The following is a 23,617-nucleotide window of genomic DNA, read 5'->3' as shown; positions in this document are numbered from 1 at the left end:
AAAAGTAGCGGCGGGCACCGACGCAACGGGGCCGACGCGCCCCGGACGTCGCCCGATCGCACCCGCCGGGCGTGGCCGCGCGGCGCGATCCCCCGGTCGATCACAGGCGGTGGCCCGCCGTGATCGGTAGCGTCGACGGCATGGAGATCATGGTGCGGGGCGAGCCCTTCCACGTCGTCGTCGAGGGACCCGCCGACGCCCCTGCCGGGCCCGTCCTGCTGCTGCACGGCTTCCCGGACTCCTCGGCGCTGTGGCGCCACCAGATCCCGGAGCTGGCCGCTGCGGGCCACCGCGTGATCGCTCCGGACCTGCGCGGGTTCGGCGCGTCGCCCCGGCCCGTCGAGGTGGCGCCGTACCGGATGCGGTCCCTGATCGAGGACGTCCTCACGATCCTCGACGCGCTGGAGATCGGCGCGACCGCGGTCGTGGGCCACGACTGGGGTTCGTCGCTGGGCTGGGCGCTCGCGGCGTTCGTGCCGGAGCGGGTCACCCGGTACGCGGCCCTCGCGGTGGGACATCCGACCGGGTACGTCGCGTCCATGCGCCAGCGCGAGCTCTCCTGGTACATGCTGTGGTTCCTGTTCGAGGGTGTGGCCGAGGAGGCGCTGCCCCGCGACGGCTGGGCGCTGACGCGGGAGTGGCTGTCGAGCCCGCTCGGCGAGCCCGTCGACATCGAGCGGTACGTCGCCGACCTGGACCGCCCGGGCGCGCTGACGGCCGCCCTCAACTGGTACCGCGCGAACATCCGCCCGGAGTCGTTCGGGCGGCCCCCGCAGCTGCCCGGGGTGTCCTGCCCGGTGCTCGGGCTGTGGGGCGAGCACGACGTGGCGTGCGGCGAGGAGCAGATGCGCGACTCCGGCGCGTTCGTGACCGGCGGGTGGCGCTACGAGCGTGTCCCGGGTGCGAGCCACTGGATCCCGCTGGACGCGCCGGACGTGGTGACCGAGCAGCTGATCGGGTTCCTCGGCGAACGAGCATGACGGGAGGGCGTCGCCCGCGGGTGCGTTCAGCCCTCCCCGCGCGCGTGCGCGCGCAGCCGCTCGGACAGGCTCTGCTGCGGAGCCGGCTCGTCCACCTCGGCGAACCACGCCCCGTCCCGCTCGACGACCGGGTGCACGCGCAGGTCGTACATCCGCAGGTTGGCGCACTCGCCGGTCTCCAGGTCGAACCGGAACCAGTGCCACGGACACACGAGCGTGCGCCCGTCGCGGATCGTCCCTTCCACGAGCGGGCCCTTGTTGTGCGGGCACCGTGCGTTCGTGACGTGCAGGCGGCCGTCGACGCAGAACACGGCGAACTCGCGGCCGTCCGGCGCGGTGACCGTCCAGGCCGCGCGGCCGTCCGGCTCGCCAAGGGGGATCAACACGGCTGCGGGACGAGCATCACCGTCTCCCGGCCGCCCGCAGCGACGCGAGGGACTCCCCGCCGACGTACCAGTGGTCCGGCTCGCACTCGGTGAGCACCACCCGCACGGTCTCGCGTCTCGCCCCGAGGGCCTCCTCGGCGGCGGTGGTGAGGGCCTCGGCGAACGCGGTGAGCTGCTCGGGTGTGCGGCCCCGGGCGAGGGTGACCTGGATCAGCGGCATGTTCTCCCCTTACTCGGCGCACGCCAGCTCGACGGTGCCGAGCCGGTCGATCGAGGCGACGACGACGTCGCCGGGGCGGACGGGTTCGGCGACGGTGAGCGCTCCGGAGAGCACGACCTCGCCCGCCTTCAGGCCCTCGCCCTCCGCGGACAGTGCCCGCGCGAGCCACGCGACGGCCGCTGCGGGATGGCCGAGCGAGGCCGAGCCGGACGCCGTCGCGACGACCACGCCGTTGCGCTCCAGCACCACCCCGACCAGGCGCAGGTCGATCCCGACCGGCGAGACCGGCGTCCCGACGACGTAGCGGCCGGCGGAGGTGTTGTCCGCGACGACGTCGGCCGTCGTGAACTTGTAGTCCTTGTAGCGGGAGTCCAGGATCTCGATCCCGACGGCGACGCTCGCCGTCGCGGCCAGCACGTCCGCCGCGGTGACGGACGGGCCGGTGAGGTCGCGGCCCATGGTGAACACGATCTCCGGCTCGGCGCGCGGGTTGATGAGCGGTCCGAGGTGCACCGGTGCACCGAGGTCGACGGCGTGCGCGGCGGCGAGGAAGCCGTAGACGGGCTCGCTCACGCCCACCTGCTGCTGCTTGGCCCGTGACGTGACGCCGAGCTTCCAGCCGGCGAGCGGCCCGGCCTGGTCGCGCAGGATGCGCTGAACGGCGTAGGCGGTGGGCAGGTCGGGCACCCCGAGCTGCTCGATCGCGGTGCGGTCCGCGACCGCCTTCTGCAGGCGCCCGGCGAGATCGTGCAGGTCGGCCATCGGTCAGTCCCCTTCGACGACGCGGATCGTGACCGGTCCGAGCCGGTCGAACTCGGCGCGGAACACGTCGCCCGCGCTCATCGGGACGGCGGCGTGCAGCGCCCCCGTCATGATCACGTGGCCGGGTTCCAGCGCCACGCCGTTCTCGCCCAGCACGTTCGCGAGCCACGCGACGACGGCCACCGGGTCGCCGAGCGCGGCGGCCCCGGCCCCGGTGTCGACCAGCTCGCCGTTGCGCGTGAGCGTCATCCCGACCAGCCGCGGGTCCAGCTCGTCCAGGGGCACGACCCGGCTGGACATCGCGAAGGCCCCGTTGGAGGCCAGGTCGGCGACGGTGTCGGCGAGCTTGATCCGCCAGTCCTCGATCCGCGAGTCCACGATCTCCATGCCGGCCACGGCGCCTGCGACGGCGCGCCGGGCGTCGAGCACGCTGACGCCCGGCCCCGCCAGCCGTTCGCCCAGCACGAAGAGGATCTCCGCCTCGACCTTGGGCTGGATGAACCGCGACAGCGGGATCTCGTCGCCGTCGCGGAACATCGTGGAGGCCAGGACGGGCCCGTAGTCGGGGGAGTCGACGCCGATCATCCGCTGCATCGCGAGGGAGGTGAGCCCCACCTTGTGGCCGACGACCCGGTCGCCGTCGGCGAGCAGCAACGGCACGAGCTCCTGCTGGATCGCGTAGCCGTCGGCCATCCCGAGCGAGGGGTCGGCGTCGGTGAACGGTGGGATCGGCACCCGGGTGCGGCGGGCCTCGTAGAGGGCCCGGGCCTTCTCGGCCGGGTCGGTCACGGGCATGGGCTCTCCTCGTGGTGCGTCGACGGGGTCTGCCGCCACGTCGTCTCGTGCCGACGGGCGCGCGGTGGGCGGGATGACGGTGCGGTCATGCCTCACGTCCCTGCGTGCGGGGTGCGCTCTCCGGCGACCACCCCAGCCGCCGCGACACCGCCTCGCCCGCCTCCACGAGGGCGCGCGCGATCCGGCGCCGCGGGACCGCGCCGAAGCGGGCGACGGGCGCGCCGATGCTCAGCGCGGCCACGACGTCGCCGCGCACGTCCCGGATGGGGGATGCGATCGACGCGACGCCGATCTCCCGCTCGTTCACCGCCTCGGCCCACCCGCGGACGCGGATCGCGGCGAGCTCGGCGCGCAGCGCGTCCGGATCGGTGATCGTGTGCGGGGTGAGCGCGGGCAGCGGCCGGGCCAGGACCCGCTCGCGCGCCGCCTCGGAGCAGTGGGCGAGCAGCACCTTGCCGCTGGAGGTGCAGTGCGCGGGCACGCGGCGCCCCGTCTCGGTGAACAGCCGCAGCGTGTGGGCGCTCTCCAGCCGGTCCACGTACACGACCTCGTCGCCGTCCAGCACCCCGACCTGCGACGACTCCCCGGTCTGCTCCCGCAGCTGGGCCAGGACGGGCCCGGCGGCGGCGTGCAGGTCCAGGTGCACCTTGACGGCCTCGCCCAGCTCGAACATGACGATCCCGAGCCGGTAGCCGCCGGTGCGCGGATCCTGCTCGACGAGCCCCTCGGCCAGCAGTGTCGTCAGCAGCCGGTGGACGGCGGACTTGCCCAGGCCGAGGCGGCGCGCGAGCTCCGAGACGCCGATGGACTCCTCGCGGGTGAGGAAGGCCTTGAGCACCCGTGCCGCGTTGCGGACGGTGGAGAGCGTCGCGTCGGTCACCGGCGGGCCTCCCGGGGGGAGGGGGGCGGCGCCGGCCGCCGGGCCGGTGGGCGCTGGTTGGCGGGGTGCCGGTTGCCGGGGGGCCGGTTGGCGGGGTGCCGGTTGCCGGGTCGGGGGCCTGCGGGCCGGGGGCCGCCGGCCGCCTCGCAGACCTCGGGCACGCCTCGCAGATGCTGCAGCGCCTGCGAGGCGTATCGGGGCTCTGCGAGGACGGTGGGGGGCTCTGCGAGGCCGGCCCGGGATGCTGCGCGGCCGGCCCGGGATGCTGAGCGGCCGGCCCGGCCCGGGGCGCGGGCGCTCACCGCCCCGCCCCCACGTACGCCAGCAGCGCCTTGCGGACGGCCTCCGGGTCCGGATCGGCCGACTCGGCCAGCTCGGCGACGGCGGCGTTGCGCGGCGCGATCGCCCGCGCGAGCAGGGCCTGGGCCCGCGGCAGCCCGGCCTGTGCGGCGCCCTCCAGCTCGTCGACCAGCCGTTCGCGCCCGCGTACCCGCGAGCGGATGGTCTCGAACTCCCGTGCCACCCGGGAGTCGTTGCTCGCCAGCCCGGAGCCGACGTGCCCGGCGTGATGAGGTGTGAGGCTCGAACCCGGCTGCGCGACGAGGTGGTAGACGACGGTGCCGAGCCCCAGCGCGTGGCGGACCTCCGCGATCGCCGGGGCGTCGCGCTCCTCGATCAGCCCCAGCGCCGGGACGACGACGGGGTCGTAGAACCGCAGCGTCCAGTCGAACCCGGGCAGGGAGCCCACCACCTCGACCTCCTGGCCGCGCAGCGGGCCGAGCGCCTCCCGGGTGCCGATGAGGTGCAGGTGGCGCACCCCGGCGGCGACGACGGTGAGCGGGCCGCCGGTGAGCAGACCCATCCGCCCGCGCACGGCCGGGGGGAACGTGTCGGCCTGAGCGAGGTAGGCGCGGTGGACCTGCTCGACGTAGGCGGCGACGGCGGCGCGCATGTCCAGCGGATCGGGTGGGGTCACGGTCGGTCCGTTCTGATTTGCGGAACGGCGGGTCTTCTTCCCGGAACGCTAGGCGGGTTACCGTCGGCTCGTCAAGCGACCCACAGGAGCCGCCACATGGGCATCCTCCGCCTCGCCCACATCGACGTCCGCACTCCCGACCTCGATCTCTCCGCCGCGTACTACACGGAGGTCATGGGCCTGCAGCAGGTGCTGCGGACCGGCGACGCCGTGTACCTCAAGTGCTGGGACGAGGAGGACCACCACTCCCTGCGCCTGCGCTACCACCCGCGTACCGGCCTGGACTCGTTCACGTTCCGCGTGGAGTCCGAGGACGACCTCCACGAGCTGGAGCGCAAGGTCGAAGCCTACGGCTGCCCCACGAGCCGCGTCTCGCGCGGCGAGGCCGTCGGCCAGGGCGAGTCGATCCGCTTCGAGGTGCCGTCCGGCCAGGTCATGGAGCTGGTCTGGGATCTCGAGAAGACCGGCAACCTGCTCGGCAAGCGCAATCCCGCACCGGTCCCGCCGCCCGGCGCCGTCACGGGCATCGCGCCGCCCCGGATGGACCACCTGCTCGTCAACGCCGAGGAGGTCGGCGAGGCCAACCGGTTCTTCACCGAGGTCCTCGGGATGCGCCTCACCGAGCAGCTGCTCGACGGCAACGGCCACCAGCTCGGCGTCTGGCTCGCCGGGCGCACCAACTCCCCGCACGACATCGCGGTCGTCAACGGGCCCAACGGCGCCCTCCACCACTGGGCGTACTGGCTCGACGACTGGGACCACATCCGCAAGGCCGCGGACACCCTCGCCTACAACGGCGTGCAGATCGACCAGGGACCCACCCGCCACGGCGTCACCCGCGGCAACACCATCTACTTCTTCGACCCGCTGGGTGTCCGCAACGAGGTCTTCACCGGCGGCTACTGGGTCGACCCCGACCACGAGATCATCACGTGGACCGAGGCCGAGTTCGGCAAGGGGCTCTTCTACTACGAGAACGTCATCAGCCAGCGCTTCCTGCGGATGCACACCTAGAAGGGATGCCGGGCAGTGTCTGATGGAATCCTGAGACTGCAGCACGTCGAGGTGCGCACGCCGGACCTGGAGCTGTGCACCGCGTACTACACCGAGGTCCTCGGCCTGATCGAGACGGCGCGCGACACGCGCGACGGGGCCGACCGCGTCTTCCTCAAGTGCTGGGACGAGCAGGAGCACCACTCCGTCGTCCTGCGTTCCGCGCCCACCTACGGCCTGGACCACATGTCGTTCAAGGTCGGCGACCGCGAGGACCTCGACCACTACACCGGCCGCCTGGAGGCAGCGGGGGTCGCGGTGAAGCGCTACGCCCCGCGCGAGCTGGGTCCCGGCTGGGGCGAGGCGATCCGGTTCGACGCGCCGTCCGGGCACGTCGTCGAGCTGGTGCACGGCATGGAACGCCTCGGCAACATGCTGCCGCTGACCAACCCGGCGCCCCGCCCCCAGGACCTCGTCGGGATCGCGCCGCCGCGGCTGGACCACGTGTTCGTCATGGCCGAGGACGTCGAGGAGTTCACCCGGTTCTTCCGTGAGCTGCTGGGATTCCGGCTCACCGAGCAGATCCTCGCCAACGACGGCCACCAGCTCGCCACGTTCCTCGAGCGCAGCCACACACCGCACGACCTGGCGGTGATCACCGGCCCGAACGGGGCGCTGCACCACTTCGCGTTCTGGCTCGACGACTGGAACGCCATCCGCGAGGCCGCGGACACGCTCGCCTACCACGGCGTGGAGATCGACGTCGCGCCCACGCGCCACGGCGTCACCCGCGGCTACACCACCTACTTCTTCGACCCCGTGGGCAACCGCAACGAGCTCTTCACGGGCGGCTACTGGGTCGACCCGGACTTCGAGCCGATCACGTGGACGGAGGAGGAGATGGGGCGGGCCATCTTCTACTACCACCGCGAGGTCAACGAGCGCTTCTTCACGGTGCACTCGTGACCCCCGCCGTCGACGCACTCCGTCCCGCGGAGGCGGTATCGACACCGACGTACGTCCTCCCGCGGAGGAATCGTGACTAGACCGGATCCGCGCAAGATCGACCGCTACGAGCCGCCCAACTACCTGGCCCGCTACCGGGAGCGGCAGAACCGGGCCCCCGAGCAGGCTCCGGACGAGGACGGGAACACCCCGCTCTACCTGCGCCGCTTCCGCTCCCGCGCCACCGCGCCGCTGCGCGAGCAGTCCGTGGTGCACCTCGACGACGCCGAGCCGTTCACCCGCGACTTCGCGCAGTCCACGCGGGAGAAGGAGATCGTCGCCCCGCCGGAGCGGCGGTCGCAGGAGGAGTTCGTCGCCGAGATCCGGATCATCCGCCACGGCATCACGCAGGGCTACTCCACCGATGCGGGCCTCACGCCCATGGGCGGCTGGCAGGCCCACCAGCGAGGGCACTCGATCTCGAAGTCGACGAAGGAGGGCCAGCGGGTCCGCATCGTCTGCGCCGACACGAACCGCGCCCGCCAGACGGCCGAGCAGATCCACCGCGGGCTGCTCGACGGGCTGGAGCAGTGGCAGCGCAAGGCGGACGTGTCCGCCCCGGAGGCGATCCCTGAGCTGCGCAACTTCGGCGTCTGGACCCCGGACGGGCTGCGCGACGTCACCTCGGCGTTCCGCCAGTACCAGGCGACGATGGAGAAGCTGGAGCGGATGGCCGTGGGGGACCGGCCGCGCTGGCTGGTGGAGATCGACCGCTTCTACCGCACCCAGCTCGGCGGTGCCGATCCGATCCACATGTGGCTCACGATTCCGCTGATGTACTTCGAGCCGCCCGCGATGTGCGTGCGACGGTTCTGGCGTGGCTTCCACCGGCTGATCGAGCAGTGGCCCGATCACAGGATCATCGCGGCCACCCACTCGGGGCCGATCAGGGCCTTCGCGACGTGGGCCCACGGTTACGATCCGGGCGAGCCGTACAACACCGAAGAGGTGGTCGTGAAGGTGCGCCGCGGTGGGCAGACGGCGCTGGTGGCCTATCGCAACCGGGTCACCGAGGTGAACGTCCCGCCGCCGGACGAGTTCCCGGCCTGGGAATCCTGACGACGACGTGCAGGACGGCGCGAGCGACGAGGCGCGCGCCGCGGGAGGAGACGCCGTGACGCTCGCCGCGACACCGGAAGAGATCATCGGGCCCGTTGCCGAGCCGGAGGGCCGCGACGACGGCCCCCTGCGCTCGGTGTCGATCGCGATGGCCGTGCTGGAGTGCTTCGAGACCGAGCCGGAGCTGGGGGCCACCCGGGTCTCGCAGATGCTCGGGGTCGCCAAGAGCACCGCCAGCCGGATGCTCGCCGCGCTCGCCGTCGGGGGTCTCCTGGAGCGCAGTGGCAACGGCCGCTACCGGCTGGGTCTCAAGCTGTGGGAGATCGGCCAGCTCGCCGTGGACCGGCTCATGCTGCGCGACCTCGCCCTGCCGGTGCTCGCGGACGTGCGCGAGCTCCTGCGGGAGACCGCGCAGCTCGCCGTCCCGGTGGGCGCGGATGTGCTCTACATCGACCGGTTGGAGGTCTCCGGGGTCGGCACGCTGTTCCACACCGACCTCTACCGCCGCGGGCCCGGGCACTCGTCCAGCGCGGGCAAGGCGATGGCCGCGTTCAACCCGCCGATGGCGCGGGCGATCATGGAACGGGGTTTCGTGCGGCGCACGCCGTTCACGATCGTCGATCCGGCCCGCTACCGGCAGGTGCTGCGCCAGGTCCGGACGGACGGCTACGCGGTGTCGCGCGAGGAGCACACCATGGGCATGTCCTCGATCGCAGCGCCGGTGCTCGCCCGCCGCGGTGAACGACAGGTGGCGGTCGCGGCGATCTCCGTCGTCGGTGGGACGTCGCGGGTCCTCGGACCGCGCAAGGTCGCGGTCGTGCAGACGGTACGCCGGGCGGCGGCGACGGTCTCCGCCGCGCTGGAGCGGACGCTGTAGTCGACGGGCGGCTCCGGGTCGCGGCTAGGGTCGGAGCCGGGCGGCAGCGCCGCGCGCACGGCCCTGGTCGCACGAGCACGAGCACGGAGGCAAGGCATGACGCTGCAGGAGACCGGGCGTGCGCCCGTCGACTTCGCCCTCACCGACCGCTACCGCGCGGGCGCAGGCCCGGTGGTGCTCACCGGGGTGCAGGCGATCGCGCGGATGCTCGTCGAGCAGCACGCCGCGGACGCCCGGGCCGGACTGCGCACCGCGTCGTTCGTGTCCGGCTACCAGGGCAGCCCGCTGGGCGGGCTGGATCAGACGATCATGCGGGCCACGGAGCTGTCGGAGACCGCGGCGCTCACCCTGGTCCCGGCCGTGAACGAGGAGCTGGCCGCCACCGCCGTGTGGGGCAGCCAGGTCGAGGTGCCGGACCACGCGCGCACCGTCGACGGCACGGTCGGTGTCTGGTACGGCAAGGGGCCGGGCGTGGACCGGGCGGGCGACCCGATCCGCCACGGCAACATGTGCGGCGCGCACCCGCGGGGCGGGGTGATCGTGCTGGCGGGCGACGACCCGAGCTGCAAGTCCTCGACGATCCCGTGCATCAGCGAGCGCACCCTCGCCGGGTACGGCCTGCCCGTGCTCTTCCCCGGCTCGGCCGAGGAGATCGTGCGGCTCGGGCGCTACGGCGTGGCCCTGTCACGCGCCTCGGGCATGTGGGTCGGCATGAAGATCACCAGCGACGTCGCGGACGGCGTCTACACGGTGGACGCCTCGGCCGCCGACGTCGAGGTCACCGTCCCGGAGCTGGAATGGGACGGTGCACCCTGGGTCTGCGAGCAGGTGCCGATGCTCGTCCCGCCGCACTCGCTGCGCGCCGAGGCCCAGATGTACGGGCCGCGCTGGGCGATGGTGCGGGCGTTCCTCGCCGCCAACCCGGTCAACACGGTCGAGGTGGCGGCGCCGCGCGCACGCCTGGGCATCGTGGCGGGCGGGAAGACCTTCGGCGACGTCCGCCAGGCGCTGCGCGATCTCGGCCTCGACGATGACGGGCTGCGCCGCGCGGGGATCTCCCTGCTGCGCCTGGGCATGATCCACCCGATCCAGCGCGACCTCGTGCGCTCCTTCGCAGACGGGCTGTCCACCGTCCTCGTGGTGGAGGAGAAGTCCTCGTTCGTCGAGGCCGCGATACGCGATGCGCTCTACGGGATGCCCGCCGCGCCCGCCGTGATCGGCTCGGCCGACGCGGCCGGCGCCCCGCTCGTCCCGGAGGCGGGGGAGCTCTCCGCCGCGGTGCTCGCCGCGCCCCTGCGGCGCGTCCTGGCCGAGCTGGACGTCGAGGTCGCCCCGCCGCCGCGGGCCCTGCCCACCCTGGAGCTGCTGCCCGTCAGCCGCACCCCGTACTTCTGCTCGGGCTGCCCGCACAACCGCTCCACGATCGTGCTCGAGGGCTCCGTCGCGGGCGGCGGCATCGGCTGCCACGCGATGGTGGCGTTCACGGGGCGCGAGGCCAGCGCCGTCAGCTCGATCACGCAGATGGGCGGCGAGGGCGCCCAGTGGATCGGCCAGGCCCCGTACACCGCGGCCGGGCACATGTTCCAGAACATGGGCGACGGCACGTTCGCCCACTCCGGCCAGCTGGCGGTGCAGGCCTGCGTCGCGGCCGGGGTGTCGATCACCTACAAGCTGCTCTACAACCGGGCCGTCGCGATGACCGGGGGCCAGGACGCGTCCGGAGCGCTGGAGGTGCCCGCCCTCACGACGAAGCTGCTCGCCGAGGGCGTCGCGCGGATCATCGTGTGCGCCGACGAGCCGGAGCGCTACCGGGCACTCCAGCCGCTGCCCGCAGGCGTCGATCTCTGGCACCGCGACCGCCTCGACGAGGCGCAGCGCGCACTCGCCGCCACCGAGGGCGTCACCGTGCTCGTCTACGACCAGCGCTGCGCCGCGGAGTCGCGACGGTTGCGCAAGCGGGGGGCACTGCCTGTGCGGCGCACGCGGGTCGTCATCAACGAGGCGGTGTGCGAGGGCTGCGGGGACTGCGGGGTGAAGTCGAACTGCCTGTCCGTGCAGCCCGTGGAGACCGAGTTCGGCCGCAAGACCCGCATCGACCAGACGTCCTGCAACACCGACTACTCCTGCCTGCTCGGGGACTGCCCGTCGTTCGTGACGGTGGAGCAGCCGGCGAAGGCGGCCCCGAAGGCCGCGCGGGAGCGGCCCGAGCCGCCGCCGGTGCCGGACGTCGCGGTGGCGGTCGAGGGCACGGCCGATGTGTTCCTCGCTGGTATCGGCGGCACGGGCATCGTCACGGTCAACCAGGTGCTCGCCTCGGCCGCTGTCCGCGACGGGCTCGCCGTGCACGGTGTGGACCAGACGGGGCTCTCGCAGAAGGCGGGTCCCGTGACCTCGCACCTGCGGGTCGCCCGGGACGCCGCCGCGCTCGGCCCGGCGAACCGGGTGGGCCACGCCCACTGCTACCTCGCCTTCGACGCCCTCGTCGGCGCCGACCCGCGCTACCTCGGCTACGCGTCGCCCGACGGGACGGTCGCGGTGGTGTCCACCAGCGGCGTCCCCACCGGGTCGATGGTCCGCGACGCGTCGGTGGCAGCGCCCGACGCCGGGTCGTTGGTGGACCGCATTCGCGGCCGCGCGCGCGACGTCGTGGCGCTGGACGCCCAGGGCGCGGCCGTCGCCCTCTTCGGTGACGGGATGCCCGCGAACCTGCTGCTCGTCGGGGCCGCCCACCAGGCGGGGGCACTGCCGCTGTCGGCCGAGGCGATCGAATGGGCGATCGAGCTCAACGGCGTCGCCGTCGCCGTGAACGTCGCGGCGTTCCGGTGGGGGCGCGTGGCCGTCGCGGATCCGGCGGCGTTCGCCCGCGCGAGCGGCACGGGCACCGCGCCGGACACTGCGTCGGACACCCGGCCGGAGACCCCGCCGCTTCCGCCGTCGGTGCACCTGGGCGAGCTCGCGGGGGAGACACGTCGCCTCGCCGAGATCCGCGCCGCCCATCTCGTCGACTACCAGGGCGAGCGCACCGCGGCCCGCTACGCCGCCGACGTCCGCGCGGTCTGGCGGGCCGAGCGGAGGCTGGGTGCGGACACCCGCTTCTCCGAGGCCGTCGCGCGCGGGCTGCACAAGCTCACCGCCTACAAGGACGAGTACGAGGTGGCGCGGCTGCTCACCGATCCCGCGTTCGAGGCGCGCCTGGCCGCCGAGGTGCCGGGCGGGGTGAAGCGCCGCTACCGGCTGCACCCGCCGATCCTCAAGGCCCTCGGCCGCGAGGAGAAGATCGCGTTCGGGCCCTGGATGGGGCCCGTGCTGCGCGGCCTCGCGAAGGGCAAGGTGCTGCGCGGCACCCCGCTGGACCCGTTCGGCCGGATGCACCTGCGACGCGTCGAGCGCGCGCTGCGCGACGGGTACCGGGCGCTCGTGGCCCGCCTCGCCACCGGTCTCACAGCGGAGAACTACGACACCGCGGTGGCGGCCGCCGAGGCGGCCGATCTCGTCCGCGGGTACGAGGACGTGAAGCTCGCCGGGGTCGAGCGGTTCCGGGCGCGGCTGGCCGAGCTGGGGGTGCGCTGACCGCCCGATCGGTCGTGCGCGACGGGACATCGCGCCGAGCGGTCGGGCGCGGAGCGACGGCACGACGACACCGATCCGTGCGCCATTCGTCGCGGATTCGTGTCCGGCGGTCGCGTGGAGCCGTGTCGGGACGTGGCGGAACGTCTCACAGCCGATAACGTTCTCTGCGGATTGATAACGGCTCGGTCACGCACCGGACACGAACCGGCCCCCCACGGTTCGTACCCGACCCCCGACGGCACCGTCCGGGACCGGCCGCTAGAGATCCGAAGGAAAATCGGGACGTGGTGTGGCACTCGCTCCCCCCGGCGGCCACCCCCACTCCCGCGGGCCCCCGCTGCCGCCCACCCCGGCGCCAGCGGGGGCCGCCCCCTTTTCCGGCCCGCTCGCGTGCGCGGGCACGACGGCACCGTCCGGGGCCGTGGCGATGTCGGGCGATGTCGGGCGATGACGGGCGATGACGGCGACTTCGGTGATGAGGTGGGTCCCGCCCCGGTCGACGTTGTCCACCTCGAAGAAAGTCGTCCACAGATTTCCGGTTCCGCCCACACGGGCCGCGCGGTGGCGCAAGCTCACGATCATGACTCCGCTCCCGCCGCCGACCTCCCCGTCCTCCCCGCCCTCCCACACGATCCGTCTCGCGGAACCGTCCGATCTCATCGCGGCCGTGCCCGTCCTGCTCGGCTTCCGCCCGCGCGACTCGCTCGTCCTCATCGCCCTGCACCGCACGCCGTCCGGGCGCCACCGCCTCGGGCTCGGGTTGCGTGTCGACCTCCCGCCGCCGCGGCACGCGGCCGCGGTCGCCGCCCAGGCGGCGGACGGGCTGCTGCTCGACGATCCCGCGGAGGCCGCCGTGATCGTCGTGGGTCGGGGTCCGAGCGGCCGGGCACCCGGTCGCCCGCAACCCCGGCCGCGCGGTGCGGGCAGCCGTGCGCGCAGGCGCCGCCCGTCCGGGCCGCCGCGGCCCGAGATCGCGGGCGCCGCCATCGCCGCGCTGCGCGAGCGGGGGATCGTCGCGCACTCCGTCATGTGGACGCAGCGCTGCGCCGCCGGCTCGCCCTGGGCCTGCTACGACGGCTGCTGCTCGGGCACGCTCGCCGATCCGGGCGGCACCGCGATGGCCGCGCACGCCGTCGCCGAGGGGCAGGTCGTGTACGGCGAGCGGGCCGAGCTGGAGGCGCTCGTCACGCCCGTGGCGCGACCGGTGCTGCGGCGGCGGGAGAAGCTGCTGGAGCGCGCATTCGCCGAGGTCTGCGGCCAGGCTGGGCCGGACGGCGCCGCAGAGGGCCCTGCGGAGTTCCCGGGCTCACTCGCCGCCGACAGTGCGCAGGCGGCGATCGCGCAGGTCGAGGCCGGGATGCGGACGCTGGACGTCGCCGTGGCGGCCGCGGCTCAGGGGGAGCTGCAGCTGGACGACGACGCCGTGGTCGGGCTCGCGCTGGCCCTCGGGCTGCCCGAGGTGCGCGACGAGGCGATGCGCCTGTGCACGGGTCCACAGGCGGCCGCCGCGGAGCAGCTCTGGGCGGCGCTCGCCCGCGAGACGCCGGATCCGGAGGCGGCCGTTCCGGCGGCGCTGCTCGCGCTCTCGGCGCTCGCCCGCGGCCGCGGAGCGCTCGCGAACATCGCTCTGGACCGGGCCGAGCGGGCGTGGCCCGCGCACCACCTCACCGGGCTGATACGCCAGACGGCTGCCGCCGGGATCCGGCCGGAGGAGATCCGCGCGTGGCTGGAGGGCTGAGCCGACCTCGCAGCACCGGCGTCCACGTCGCAACCGCCCGGACGGCTGCGACGTGCGCCCGGACGCTGCGAGCTCGGTCCGGGCAGCCGTCAGCGCAGGGCCAGGCGCGACTGCGCGAACTCCCACGCGTCGCCGACGATGCGCGCGAGATCGGTGCGGCTGGGCCGCCAGCCCAACTCGGCCCGTGCCGCCGCGCTGGAGGCCACGAGCACGGCAGGGTCGCCCGCGCGCCGCGGCGCGTCCACCGCGGGGATGGGGTGGCCCGTCACCGCGCGGCAGGCCTCCACGACCTCGCGCACCGAGAAGCCGGTGCCGCTGCCCAGGTTGAAGACGGAATGCCGGTTCGGCCTGGCGTACTGCAGGGCGAGCAGGTGGGCGTCGGCGAGGTCGTCCACGTGGATGTAGTCCCGCACGCAGGTGCCGTCCGGCGTCGGCCAGTCGTCGCCGTAGACCTGCACGTGCCCCCGCTGGCCCGCCGCCACCTGCAGCACGATCGGGATCAGGTGGGTCTCCACCGTGTGCCGCTCGCCGAAGTGGCCCTGCGGACCCAGGTGCGCGCCTGCCACGTTGAAGTAGCGCAGGCTCACGGCGGCGAGCCCGTGTGCGACGGCGTACGAGCTGATGGCGTGGTCGATCGCGAGCTTGCTGGCCCCGTACGGGTTGGTGGGCCGGGTGGGCGCGTCCTCCCGGATCGGCACCTGATCGGGTTCGCCGTAGGTGGCCGCCGTCGAGGAGAACACCAGCCGGGGTGTGCCGTGGCGGCGCACCGCCTCCAGCAGCCGCAGGCTGGTGACCACGTTGCCGAACCAGTACCGCTCGGGCTGCTGCACGGACTCGCCGACGAGCGAGCGCGCGGCGAAGTGCAGCACGCCGTCGTAGCCGTCGGCGAGGGTGGCGTCGGCGATCTCGGCGAGATCACCCTCCACGAAGCGCGCCCCGTCCGGCACCGCGTCGCGATGACCGGTGGACAGGTCGTCGAGCACCGTGACGTCGTGGCCCGCTGCCACCAGGTGCGCCGCGCAGACGCTGCCGACGTAGCCGGCGCCGCCGGTGACGAGCAGCTTCATCGACCGAGGTGTCACGCGCTGGGCCGCACGAGGACCGCGTGGGCCACGAGCGGTGCGACGCTCGCCCCGTTCCCGCCGACCGGCACCGCGTCGCCGTAGCGCGCGATGGCACGCACCTCGACGCTGCTGCCCGGGACGATGCCCACGTCCTTCAGCTCGGACATGAGATCGGCGTCGGCCTGGACGTGCTCGGCGATGCGCCGCACCTCCACCGGGCCTCCGCCGCGACGGGCGAACTCGTCCAGCCGCTGCAGCCCCGCCTCCAGCGTCGGCGGCACCGCGGCGCTCGGCCGGGCGGACTCCGCCTCGCGCTGCAGGTCGGCGAGGCCCGGGATCGGGTTGCCGTACGGCGAGGTGGTCGGGTTGTCCAGCAGGGCGACGAGCTTGCGCTCCACCGCCTCGCTCATGACGTGCTCCCAGCGGCAGGCCTCGATGTGCACCTGCTCCCATTCCAGGCCGATGACGTCGATCAGCAGCCGCTCGGCGAGCCGGTGCTTGCGCATCACCGACACGGCGCGGGAGCGCCCCTCCTCGGTGAGCTCGAGGTGCCGGTCCCCGGCGACGACCACGAGCCCGTCGCGCTCCATCCGCGCGACCGTCTGGCTCACGGTCGGCCCGCTTTGTCCCAGCCGCTCGGCGATCCGTGCGCGCAGCGGGACGATGCCCTCTTCCTCCAGCTCGTAGATGGTCCGGAGGTACATCTCAGTGGTGTCGATGAGCTCGTTCACGCGCTTGCCCCTTCGTCGTGCGCCATGCTAGTCGTCCGTCACGGGTGTGCGCCCCGTCGCAGTACCGTCCGGCGCTCGGACGCGGGCGGCAGGCGCGCAGATCGCCTACGGTCGGGACATGGGCACCCGTGCTTCCGTCGTGTGGACACCGGAGTTCCTCGGCTACGAGCTCGACGACTCCCACCCCCTCGATCCCATCCGGCTGGACCTCACGATGCGGCTCGCGCGTGGGCTCGGCGTCCTGGACGGGGTCGAGCTGCACGCGCCCGAGGCCGCACCGGACTCCGAGATCGAGCGGGTGCACACCCCGAGCTACATCTCCGCGGTGAAGTCGGCGCCGGAGGTGGCCTTCGGGATCGGCCACGGCCTCGGCACCGACGACAACCCGATCTTCCCACGCATGCACGAGGCGAGCGCGCTCGTGTGCGGTGGGTCGCTGCTCGCGGCGCAGCACATCGCCGAGGGCCGCACGGACCGGGCGGTGAACATCGCCGGCGGGCTCCACCACGCCATGGCGGACCGCGCCGCCGGGTTCTGCGTCTACAACGACTGCTCGATCGCGATCGCCTGGCTGCTGGAGCAGGGCTACGAGCGCATCGTCTACCTCGACGTCGACGTCCACCACGGGGACGGCGTGCAGGCGGCGTTCTACGGCGACCCGCGCGTCATGACGATCTCGATCCACCAGCACCCGCTCACGCTGTGGCCGGGCACCGGGTGGCCCGCGGAGTACGGCTCGGGTGACGGCGCGGGCTACGCGGTGAACGTGCCGATGCTGCCCGGCACGAAGGACGCGGGCTGGCTGCGCGCCTTCCACGCGGTGGTGCCGTCGCTGCTGCGGGCCTACCGCCCGCAGATCCTCGTCACGCAGTGCGGCGCGGACACCCACGCCGAGGACCCGCTGGCCAACCTCGGCCTGTCCGTGGACGGCCACCGCGAGATCTACCGGACGCTGCGCCGGCTGGTCGACCAGGCGTGCGAGGGGAAGTGGCTCGCCCTCGGCGGCGGCGGGTACGCGCTGTTCCGGGTGGTGCCGCGGTCCTGGACGCACCTGCTGGCCACGGTGCTCGACCGCGACCTCGAACCGGCGCGGCCGCTGCCCGCGGATTGGGTGGCGCACGCCGCCACGCTCACCCGTCGCCCCCTGCCCACCGCGATGACCGACGGGTGCGAGGTGGGCTACGAACCCTGGACCGAGGGGGGCGACAGCGTCGACACTGCCGTCGTGGAGGTGCGGCGCGCGGTGTTCCCCTTGCACGGACTCGACCCGGACGACCCCCGGGACTGATCGCGTCGTGACCTCGTCGTCGGACCGGTCGCAGGACCGCTCGCCGGGTGCACCCGGGCCCGCCGACGCCGGCGACGGCGGGCCGGCCGACACCTCCGAACCCACCGAACCCACCGAACCCACCGAACCCACCGAGCCCACCGAACCCACCGAGCCCACCGACTTCGTGCCGTCCGCGGCACCCACGGAGGCGATCCCGCCCGCGGAGACACCACCCGCGCCCTACCCGCGCCACTGGGAGGCCGACGTCATCGCCTCGGACGGCGGCCTGGTGCACCTGCGCCCGATCCTGCCCACGGACGCGCAGCGGCTCCTGGACTTCCACGCGCGGCTCTCCGACCGCACCCGCTACCTGCGGTTCTTCGGCCCGTACCCGCGGATCTCGCCGCGCGACCTGGAGCGGTTCACGGTCGTGGACCACCGCCGCCGGGTGGCGTTCGTGTGCCTGGTGGACGACGAGATCGTGGCGGTGGGGCGCTACGAGGGCCTGCCCGGTGACGGCGGGCAGGCGCCTCCGGAGTCCGCCGAGGTGGCGTTCGTCGCCCGGGACGACCATCAGGGCCGCGGCCTCGGCTCCATCCTGCTGGAGCACCTCGCCGCCGCGGCACGGGAGAACGGGCTGCAGCGCTTCGAGGCCGAGGTGCTGGTGGAGAACCACGCGATGGTGCGCGTCTTCCGGCAGGCGGGCTACCAGGTGAAGCGGGCGTTCACGGAGGGTGTGCTGCACCTGGAGTTCGACATCGACCCGACCGAGGCCTCGCTCGCGGTCCGGCACGCGCGCGAGCAGCGGGCCGAGGCGCGCAGCGTGCACAACCTCCTGCACCCGCGCTCGGTCGCCGTGATCGGGGCGTCCGCGGACCCGTCGAAGATCGGGCACGCGGTGTTCACGAACCTGCTGCGGGCCAACCCGGCGGGGCCGGTGTACCCGGTGAACCCGGAGGCCCGGTCGGTGCGGGGGGTGCGGGCGTACCCGTCGGTCACCGACATCCCCGACGACGTGGATCTCGCCGTCGTGGCGGTGCCCGCGGCCGGCATCGACGAGGTCATGGACTCGTGCCGGGCCAAGGGTGTGCACGGCCTGGTCGTCATCAGCTCCGGGTTCGCGGACGCGGGCGGCGGCGGGACGCTCGCGCAGGCCCGGCTGGTGGCGGAGGCACGCGCGCACGGGATGCGGGTGGTCGGGCCGAACGCGCTCGGGATCGCGAACACCGACCCGTCCGTCCGGCTCAACGCGACCCTCGCGCCGATCCTGCCCGGCCGCGGCCGCGTCGGGTTCTTCAGCCAGTCCGGCGCGCTGGGCACCGCGATCCTCGCGACGGCGGCCGAGCGCGGGCTGGGCCTGTCCACGTTCGTCTCCGCGGGCAACCGCGCCGACGTCTCCGGCAACGACCTCCTCCAGTACTGGCAGACCGATCCGGCCACCGACGTCGTCCTGCTCTACCTGGAGACCTTCGGGAACCCGCGCAAGTTCGCCCGGGTCGCGCGGCGGCTGGCACGCACGAAGCCGATCGTCGCGGTGAAGAGCGGGCGGCACACCGGACCGGTACCGGGGCTCGCCACCGCGGCGGTGTCCATCGACGAGCAGAGCGTGGCCGCGCTGTTCGAGCAGAGCGGCGTCGTGCGGGTGGCCACGCTCACGCAGATGTTCGACACAGCGCTGCTGCTGGCCTACCAGCCGTTGCCGGCGGGTTCACGCGTGGCGGTGGTCGGCAACTCGACGGCGATCGGCGTCCTCGCGGTGGACGGGCTCGTGGGGGAGGGGCTGGAGCCGCTCGGCGAGCCGGTGGACGTCGGCGCCGGGGCGAGCCCCGAGGAGTTCGCGGCGGCGGTCACGAAGGCGGCGCAGGACGGGGCAGCGGACGCGCTCGTCGTGGTGTTCGTGCCGCCGATCGCGAAGCCCGGTGCGGCGTACGCGCGCGCGGTGCGCGAGGCGGTGAACGGCTCGGGCAAGCCGGTCGTGGCGGTGTTCCTCGCCGCGGAGGGGGTGCCGGCGGAGCTGGCCGTCACGGGACCGGACGGCTCGCCGCTGCGCGGCTCGGTGCCGAGCTACCCCAGTCCGGAGCGGGCCGTCGCGGCGCTCGCCCGGGTCACCCGCTACGCGCGGTGGCGGGCGCAGCCGGTGGGCGAGTTCGTCGATCCGCCCGGGATCGACCGCGAGCAGGCGCACGACCTCGTGCAGCAGGAGATCGGGGGGATCGACCTCGCGCCGGACGGGCCGGCAGCGCGCAGGCTCGACGACGCGACGGCGCGCCGGCTGCTGCGTGCCTACGGCGTCGAGATCGTCGACTACCACCGCGTCGGCGACGAGGATGCTGCGGTGGCCGCCGCGGAAGGCCTCGGCATGCCGGTGGTGGTGAAGGCCGTCGGCGACCTCTGGCGCCACCGCACCGACGCGGTCGGGGTCCGCACCGACCTCGGCCACGAGACGGCCGTGCGCGAGGCGTACACGGCGATCACCGCGATCACCGGAGAGCCGGAGGTGTACGTCCAGCGGATGGCGCCGCAGGGCATCTCGTGCGTGCTGGCGATCGTGGACGACCCGTCGTTCGGGTCCTTGCTGTCGTTCGGTCTCTCGGGACTCGCGACGGAACTCCTGGGCGACCGCGCGTTCCGCGTGGTGCCGGTGTCGGACAGGGACGCCGCGGCGCTGGTCCGCGCGCCGCGCGCGGCGCCCCTGCTCGAGGGCTACCGCGGTACGCAGCCGGTGCAGATGGAGGCGCTGGAGGACCTGGTGCTGCGGGTCGGGCGGTTCGCGGAGGATCTCCCGGAGGTGCGCTCGCTCGCCCTCGACCCCGTCATCGCGTCGGCGGACGGCGTGTTCGTGGCGGGAGCGCGCATCGTGGTGGGCCCGCCCGCGGCGCGCGACGACACGGGCCCCCGGCGCCTGCTCTGACGTCGAGAACGACGTTGTGCAGCCCGGAAGGGCCTGTTGATCAGCGCAACGTCGTTCTCGACGGGGGTCCCCCGGTCAGCGCCGGAACGAGACCTGCAGCGTTGGGCGGCTGACGTCGGCGAAGAAGTCGTTGCCCTTGTCGTCCACGACGACGAACGCGGGGAAGTCCTCGACCTCGATCCGCCAGACGGCCTCCATGCCGAGTTCGGGGTACTCCAGCACCTCCACCGAGCGGATGCAGTCCTGGGCGAGCCGGGCGGCGGGGCCGCCGATGGAGCCCAGGTAGAAGCCGCCGTGGCGCGCGCAGGACTCGGTCACCTGGGTCGAGCGGTTGCCCTTGGCGAGCATCACGAGCGAGCCGCCCGCGGCCTGGAACCGCGCGACGTAGGAGTCCATGCGCCCGGCCGTGGTCGGGCCGAAGGAGCCCGAGGCGTAGCCGGCCGGGGTCTTGGCCGGCCCGGCGTAGTAGACGGGATGGTCGCGCAGGTAGGCGGGCATCTCCTCGCCCGCGTCGAGGCGTTCGGCGATCTTCGCGTGGACGATGTCGCGCGCGACGACGAGCGGGCCGGTGAGCGAGACGCGCGTCTTCACCGGCAGCGTCGAGAGCTGGGCGCGGATCTGCGACATCGGCCGGCGGAGATCGACGTGGACGACCGTGGCGCCCTCTTCGAAGTCCTCCTCGGTGTCGGTGCCCTCGGCGAGGTGCTCCGCGGTGACGTCCGGCAGGAACCGGGCGGGGTCGCGTTCGAGCTGCTCCAGGAACACCCCGTCCGGGGTGATCTTCGCCTTGGCCTGCCGGTCCGCGGAGCAGGAGACCGCGATCCCGACCGGGAGCGACGCGCCGTGGCGGGGCAGCCGGATCACGCGGACGTCGTGGCAGAAGTACTTGCCGCCGAACTGCGCGCCGATGCCGAACGCGCGCGTGAGCTCCAGGACCTGCTTCTCCAGGTCGTGGTCGCGGAACGCGTGGCCGAGCTCGGAGCCCCCGGCGGGCAGGGCGTCGAGGTAGCGGGCCGACGCGAGCTTCGCGACCTTCAGCGTGTACTCCGCCGACATGCCGCCGACGACGATCGCGAGGTGGTAGGGCGGGCACGCCGCGGTGCCGAGGCCGCGCAGCTTCTCCTCCAGGAACCCGGCGAGCCTGCGCGGTTGCAGCAGCGCCTTCGTCTCCTGGTAGAGGAAGGTCTTGTTCGCCGAGCCGCCCCCCTTGGCCATGACGAGCAGCTCGTACCTGGGCTCCGTCCCGGGGGCGGCGTAGAGCTCCACCTGCGCGGGCAGGTTCGTGCCGGTGTTGCGCTCGTCCCAGAACGAGATCGGCGCCATCTGCGAGTAGCGCAGGTTCAGCTCGTCGTAGGCCTGGAAGACGCCCTCGGAGATGGCGCGCTCGTCGTCGCCACCGGTGAGGACGGTCTCGGTGCGCTTGCCGATGACGACGGCGGTGCCGGTGTCCTGGCACATGGGCAGGACGCCGCCCGCGGAGACGCAGGCGTTGCGCAGCAGGTCCGTGGCGACGAACCGGTCGTTCGCCGAGGCCTCGGGGTCGTCGACGATCGCGCGCAGCTGGGCGAGGTGCGACGGGCGCAGCAGGTGCTGGATGTCGTGCACCGCCTCCCTGACCAGCGCGGTGAGCGTCGCGGGCGGAACCTGCAGGAAACGCCGCCCGGGAAGGGCCGGGACGTCGAGGACCTCGCCGGCGGGCAGGTCCAGGCGGCGGTACTCGGTGTCGTCGGGCCCCAACGGCAGGACGTCGATGTGCTGGAACGTGGTGGGCACCTCCGGAAGCTACTTCACCCCCGGGCCCCGTGCGGCGCCGAGCGGGTGTGATGCCCGCGCGGCGCAGGTGTGATGCGCCACGTCGGGCGAGGTCGGGAAGCCGGACCGGCCCCCGACCGGTCCGGCCCCCCTGTGGCGGGCGCGGCGTCCGCTGCCGCGCGGGTCCCTCCGGCACGTTCCCCGCCGTGCAGTCCGTGAAACGCCCGACCCGCGGCTCCTGCGATGCGGCCACCACTGCCCGGACGGGCAGGGTGGGCCCCGTCCGTCCGGAGAGGAACGGGCGAAGTCCTGCCCGCGCACGTTGTGACCATGATCGGCCCTGGCCAGGGTGGTCCGGGGGGCACCCATTCTCCGGCCGAGGAGGTCAGCAGTGAGCATCGACGACGTCCTGCGTACCGGCGTCGAAAGCGGCGCAGTGCCGCACGTCGCCGCGATCGTCGCGAACCGTGACGGGATCCTCTACGAGGGCGGGTTCGGACCCCGCATCGTCGGGGAGGCCGACGAACCGGTCTCGACGAGCACCCAGTTCCGGGTCATGTCCATGACCAAGATCATTTGCACCGCGGCGGCGCTGCAGCAGAGAGAGCGCGGGCAGCTCGACTTCGACGCCCCCGTCGCGGAGTACTGCCCGGCGTTCGCCGACCTCAAGGTCCTCGACGGCTGGGACGGCGACAAGCCGGTCCTGCGCGATCCGGCGAGCCAGGCGACCGTGCGCCACCTCGTCACCCACACGTCGGGCCTGGCCTACTGGTTCTGGAGCCCCGACCTCATCCGCTACGAGGCCGTCGCCGGGATCCCGAACGTCGTCCCTGGCGACGACGCCGCGTTCCAGGCGCCGCTGGTCCACGACCCGGGCGCCGCCTTCACCTACGGCATCAACACGGACTGGCTGGGCAAGGTCGTCGAGGCCGTCGCAGGCGCCACGCTCGACGTCGTGGTGAAGGAGAACATCACCGGTCCGCTCGGCATGGACGACACGATGTTCGTGCTCGACGATGCCCGCACGGCCAACGCCGTCACGGTGCACGTGCCCGGCGAGGGCGGGGGCTGGGCGTCGGCGGGGGAGCTGCTCAACCAGTCGCCCGACTGGTGGGCGGGCGGGCACGGCCTCTACTCGACACCGCGCGACTACGTCCGGTTCGAGCGGGCGCTGCTGCGCGGCGGCGAGCTCGACGGCGAGCGCATCCTCGCCCAGGAGACCGTCGACGAGGCGTTCACCAACCAGATCGGCGACCTCGACTTCCCGGCCGAGATCCCCACGGCCGATCCGGCGATCACCGACGTCCTGCGGGTCGGGCCGGGCTGGAAGTGGGGCTACGGGTTGCTGCTCAACACCCAGGACCTGCCGGGCGGGCGCCGGGCCGGCACCGGGGCCTGGGCGGGGCTGTTCAACACCCACTTCTGGGTGGACCGGACGGCGGGCATCTGCGCCTCGATCTACACGAACTCGCTGCCGTTCATCACCGAGGACGCGGCCTGGAAGCTCTACGGCGACTTCGAGCAGGCCGTGTACGCCGAGCTGACGTGAGCTGAGTCGATCGCCCGATCGGGCTTCCCTGGGGTCGGTGCCGCGGGCGGCACCGACCCGTCTGTGTGTCCGGCGGGTGCCTTCGGGGGATCCTCTTCA

Annotated in this window: 19 protein-coding genes; 10 read left to right on the top strand and 9 right to left on the bottom strand. The window is 73.7% G+C overall.

The window, feature by feature from the left end:
- The first annotated feature begins 119 nt into the window (after window positions 1-119).
- The gene (locus AB7J25_RS18435) at window positions 120-980 is read left to right on the top strand and encodes an alpha/beta fold hydrolase (protein WP_428510659.1); all 861 of its coding nucleotides are present in this window, start codon (window positions 120-122) and stop codon (window positions 978-980) included.
- A gap of 26 nt (window positions 981-1,006) precedes the next feature.
- Here the strand turns inward: AB7J25_RS18435 and AB7J25_RS18430 are convergent, their stop codons facing one another.
- From AB7J25_RS18430 to AB7J25_RS18405, 6 genes are all read right to left on the bottom strand, one after another.
- Window positions 1,007-1,366: a Rieske (2Fe-2S) protein gene (locus AB7J25_RS18430; protein WP_428510657.1), complete on the bottom strand. Its 360-nt coding sequence runs from the start codon at window positions 1,364-1,366 to the stop codon at window positions 1,007-1,009.
- Between the two features lie 16 nt (window positions 1,367-1,382).
- Entirely contained in the window at window positions 1,383-1,586 is a 204-nt protein-coding gene (locus tag AB7J25_RS18425; protein WP_428510655.1) for a tautomerase family protein, read from the bottom strand.
- 9 nt (window positions 1,587-1,595) lie between these two features.
- A complete protein-coding gene (locus AB7J25_RS18420; protein ID WP_428510653.1) occupies window positions 1,596-2,348 on the bottom strand; it encodes a 2-keto-4-pentenoate hydratase in 753 nt (250 codons plus the stop codon).
- Between the two features lie 3 nt (window positions 2,349-2,351).
- Window positions 2,352-3,143, bottom strand: a complete 792-nt coding sequence (locus tag AB7J25_RS18415) for a 2-keto-4-pentenoate hydratase (RefSeq protein ID WP_428510651.1) — start codon at window positions 3,141-3,143, stop codon at window positions 2,352-2,354.
- A gap of 85 nt (window positions 3,144-3,228) precedes the next feature.
- The gene (locus tag AB7J25_RS18410; protein WP_428510649.1) at window positions 3,229-4,023 is read right to left on the bottom strand and encodes an IclR family transcriptional regulator; all 795 of its coding nucleotides are present in this window, start codon (window positions 4,021-4,023) and stop codon (window positions 3,229-3,231) included.
- 298 nt (window positions 4,024-4,321) lie between these two features.
- On the bottom strand, window positions 4,322-4,999 hold the full coding sequence (locus tag AB7J25_RS18405) for a hypothetical protein (RefSeq protein WP_428510647.1): 678 nt from the start codon (window positions 4,997-4,999) through the stop codon (window positions 4,322-4,324).
- A gap of 96 nt (window positions 5,000-5,095) precedes the next feature.
- Between AB7J25_RS18405 and AB7J25_RS18400 the strand changes: the two genes are divergently transcribed.
- From AB7J25_RS18400 to AB7J25_RS18375, 6 genes are all read left to right on the top strand, one after another.
- Window positions 5,096-6,013 (top strand): catechol 2,3-dioxygenase, encoded by a 918-nt coding sequence (locus AB7J25_RS18400; RefSeq protein WP_428510645.1) that lies wholly within the window; start codon window positions 5,096-5,098, stop codon window positions 6,011-6,013.
- A 15-nt stretch (window positions 6,014-6,028) separates the two neighbouring features.
- Complete coding sequence (locus tag AB7J25_RS18395) at window positions 6,029-6,958, top strand: catechol 2,3-dioxygenase (protein WP_428510644.1); 930 nt, start codon at window positions 6,029-6,031, stop codon at window positions 6,956-6,958.
- 72 nt (window positions 6,959-7,030) lie between these two features.
- Complete coding sequence (locus AB7J25_RS18390) at window positions 7,031-8,056, top strand: histidine phosphatase family protein (protein ID WP_428510642.1); 1,026 nt, start codon at window positions 7,031-7,033, stop codon at window positions 8,054-8,056.
- Between the two features lie 55 nt (window positions 8,057-8,111).
- A complete protein-coding gene (locus AB7J25_RS18385; RefSeq protein WP_428510641.1) occupies window positions 8,112-8,933 on the top strand; it encodes an IclR family transcriptional regulator in 822 nt (273 codons plus the stop codon).
- A gap of 96 nt (window positions 8,934-9,029) precedes the next feature.
- Window positions 9,030-12,503 (top strand): indolepyruvate ferredoxin oxidoreductase family protein, encoded by a 3,474-nt coding sequence (locus AB7J25_RS18380; protein ID WP_428510640.1) that lies wholly within the window; start codon window positions 9,030-9,032, stop codon window positions 12,501-12,503.
- A gap of 580 nt (window positions 12,504-13,083) precedes the next feature.
- Window positions 13,084-14,241: a DUF4192 domain-containing protein gene (locus AB7J25_RS18375; protein ID WP_428510638.1), complete on the top strand. Its 1,158-nt coding sequence runs from the start codon at window positions 13,084-13,086 to the stop codon at window positions 14,239-14,241.
- An 89-nt stretch (window positions 14,242-14,330) separates the two neighbouring features.
- Here the strand turns inward: AB7J25_RS18375 and galE are convergent, their stop codons facing one another.
- Complete coding sequence (gene galE / locus AB7J25_RS18370; protein ID WP_428510637.1) at window positions 14,331-15,308, bottom strand: UDP-glucose 4-epimerase GalE; 978 nt, start codon at window positions 15,306-15,308, stop codon at window positions 14,331-14,333.
- Between the two features lie 11 nt (window positions 15,309-15,319).
- Complete coding sequence (locus tag AB7J25_RS18365) at window positions 15,320-16,036, bottom strand: metal-dependent transcriptional regulator (RefSeq protein WP_428510636.1); 717 nt, start codon at window positions 16,034-16,036, stop codon at window positions 15,320-15,322.
- 118 nt (window positions 16,037-16,154) lie between these two features.
- On the opposite strand from AB7J25_RS18365, the gene AB7J25_RS18360 reads away from it, so the two are divergent.
- Both AB7J25_RS18360 and AB7J25_RS18355 read left to right on the top strand, forming a co-directional pair.
- Entirely contained in the window at window positions 16,155-17,324 is a 1,170-nt protein-coding gene (locus AB7J25_RS18360; protein WP_428510635.1) for an acetoin utilization protein AcuC, read from the top strand.
- Window positions 17,325-17,517: 193 nt separating this feature from the next.
- Window positions 17,518-20,217, top strand: coding sequence for a GNAT family N-acetyltransferase (locus AB7J25_RS18355; RefSeq protein ID WP_428510689.1), 2,700 nt, complete (start codon window positions 17,518-17,520; stop codon window positions 20,215-20,217).
- Between the two features lie 75 nt (window positions 20,218-20,292).
- Here the strand turns inward: AB7J25_RS18355 and AB7J25_RS18350 are convergent, their stop codons facing one another.
- Entirely contained in the window at window positions 20,293-21,990 is a 1,698-nt protein-coding gene (locus AB7J25_RS18350) for a fumarate hydratase (protein ID WP_428510633.1), read from the bottom strand.
- Between the two features lie 370 nt (window positions 21,991-22,360).
- Between AB7J25_RS18350 and AB7J25_RS18345 the strand changes: the two genes are divergently transcribed.
- Entirely contained in the window at window positions 22,361-23,518 is a 1,158-nt protein-coding gene (locus AB7J25_RS18345) for a serine hydrolase domain-containing protein (protein ID WP_428510632.1), read from the top strand.
- The last annotated feature ends 99 nt before the right edge of the window (window positions 23,519-23,617 follow it).

Source organism: Pseudonocardia sp. (genome assembly GCF_050246655.1).
Lineage (GTDB): Bacteria > Actinomycetota > Actinomycetes > Mycobacteriales > Pseudonocardiaceae > Pseudonocardia.
Note: the sequence above shows the minus strand (reverse complement) of the source record. Positions and strands in the feature narration are given on the sequence as shown.

Coding starts and splice junctions, on each gene's coding strand:
- AB7J25_RS18425 (WP_428510655.1), bottom strand. CDS start 1,586: ATGCCGCTGATCCAGGTCACCCTCGCCCGGGGCCGCACACCCGAGCAG.
- AB7J25_RS18420 (WP_428510653.1), bottom strand. CDS start 2,348: ATGGCCGACCTGCACGATCTCGCCGGGCGCCTGCAGAAGGCGGTCGCG.
- AB7J25_RS18415 (WP_428510651.1), bottom strand. CDS start 3,143: ATGCCCGTGACCGACCCGGCCGAGAAGGCCCGGGCCCTCTACGAGGCC.
- AB7J25_RS18400 (WP_428510645.1), top strand. CDS start 5,096: ATGGGCATCCTCCGCCTCGCCCACATCGACGTCCGCACTCCCGACCTC.
- AB7J25_RS18380 (WP_428510640.1), top strand. CDS start 9,030: ATGACGCTGCAGGAGACCGGGCGTGCGCCCGTCGACTTCGCCCTCACC.
- AB7J25_RS18375 (WP_428510638.1), top strand. CDS start 13,084: ATGACTCCGCTCCCGCCGCCGACCTCCCCGTCCTCCCCGCCCTCCCAC.
- galE (WP_428510637.1), bottom strand. CDS start 15,308: ATGAAGCTGCTCGTCACCGGCGGCGCCGGCTACGTCGGCAGCGTCTGC.
- AB7J25_RS18360 (WP_428510635.1), top strand. CDS start 16,155: ATGGGCACCCGTGCTTCCGTCGTGTGGACACCGGAGTTCCTCGGCTAC.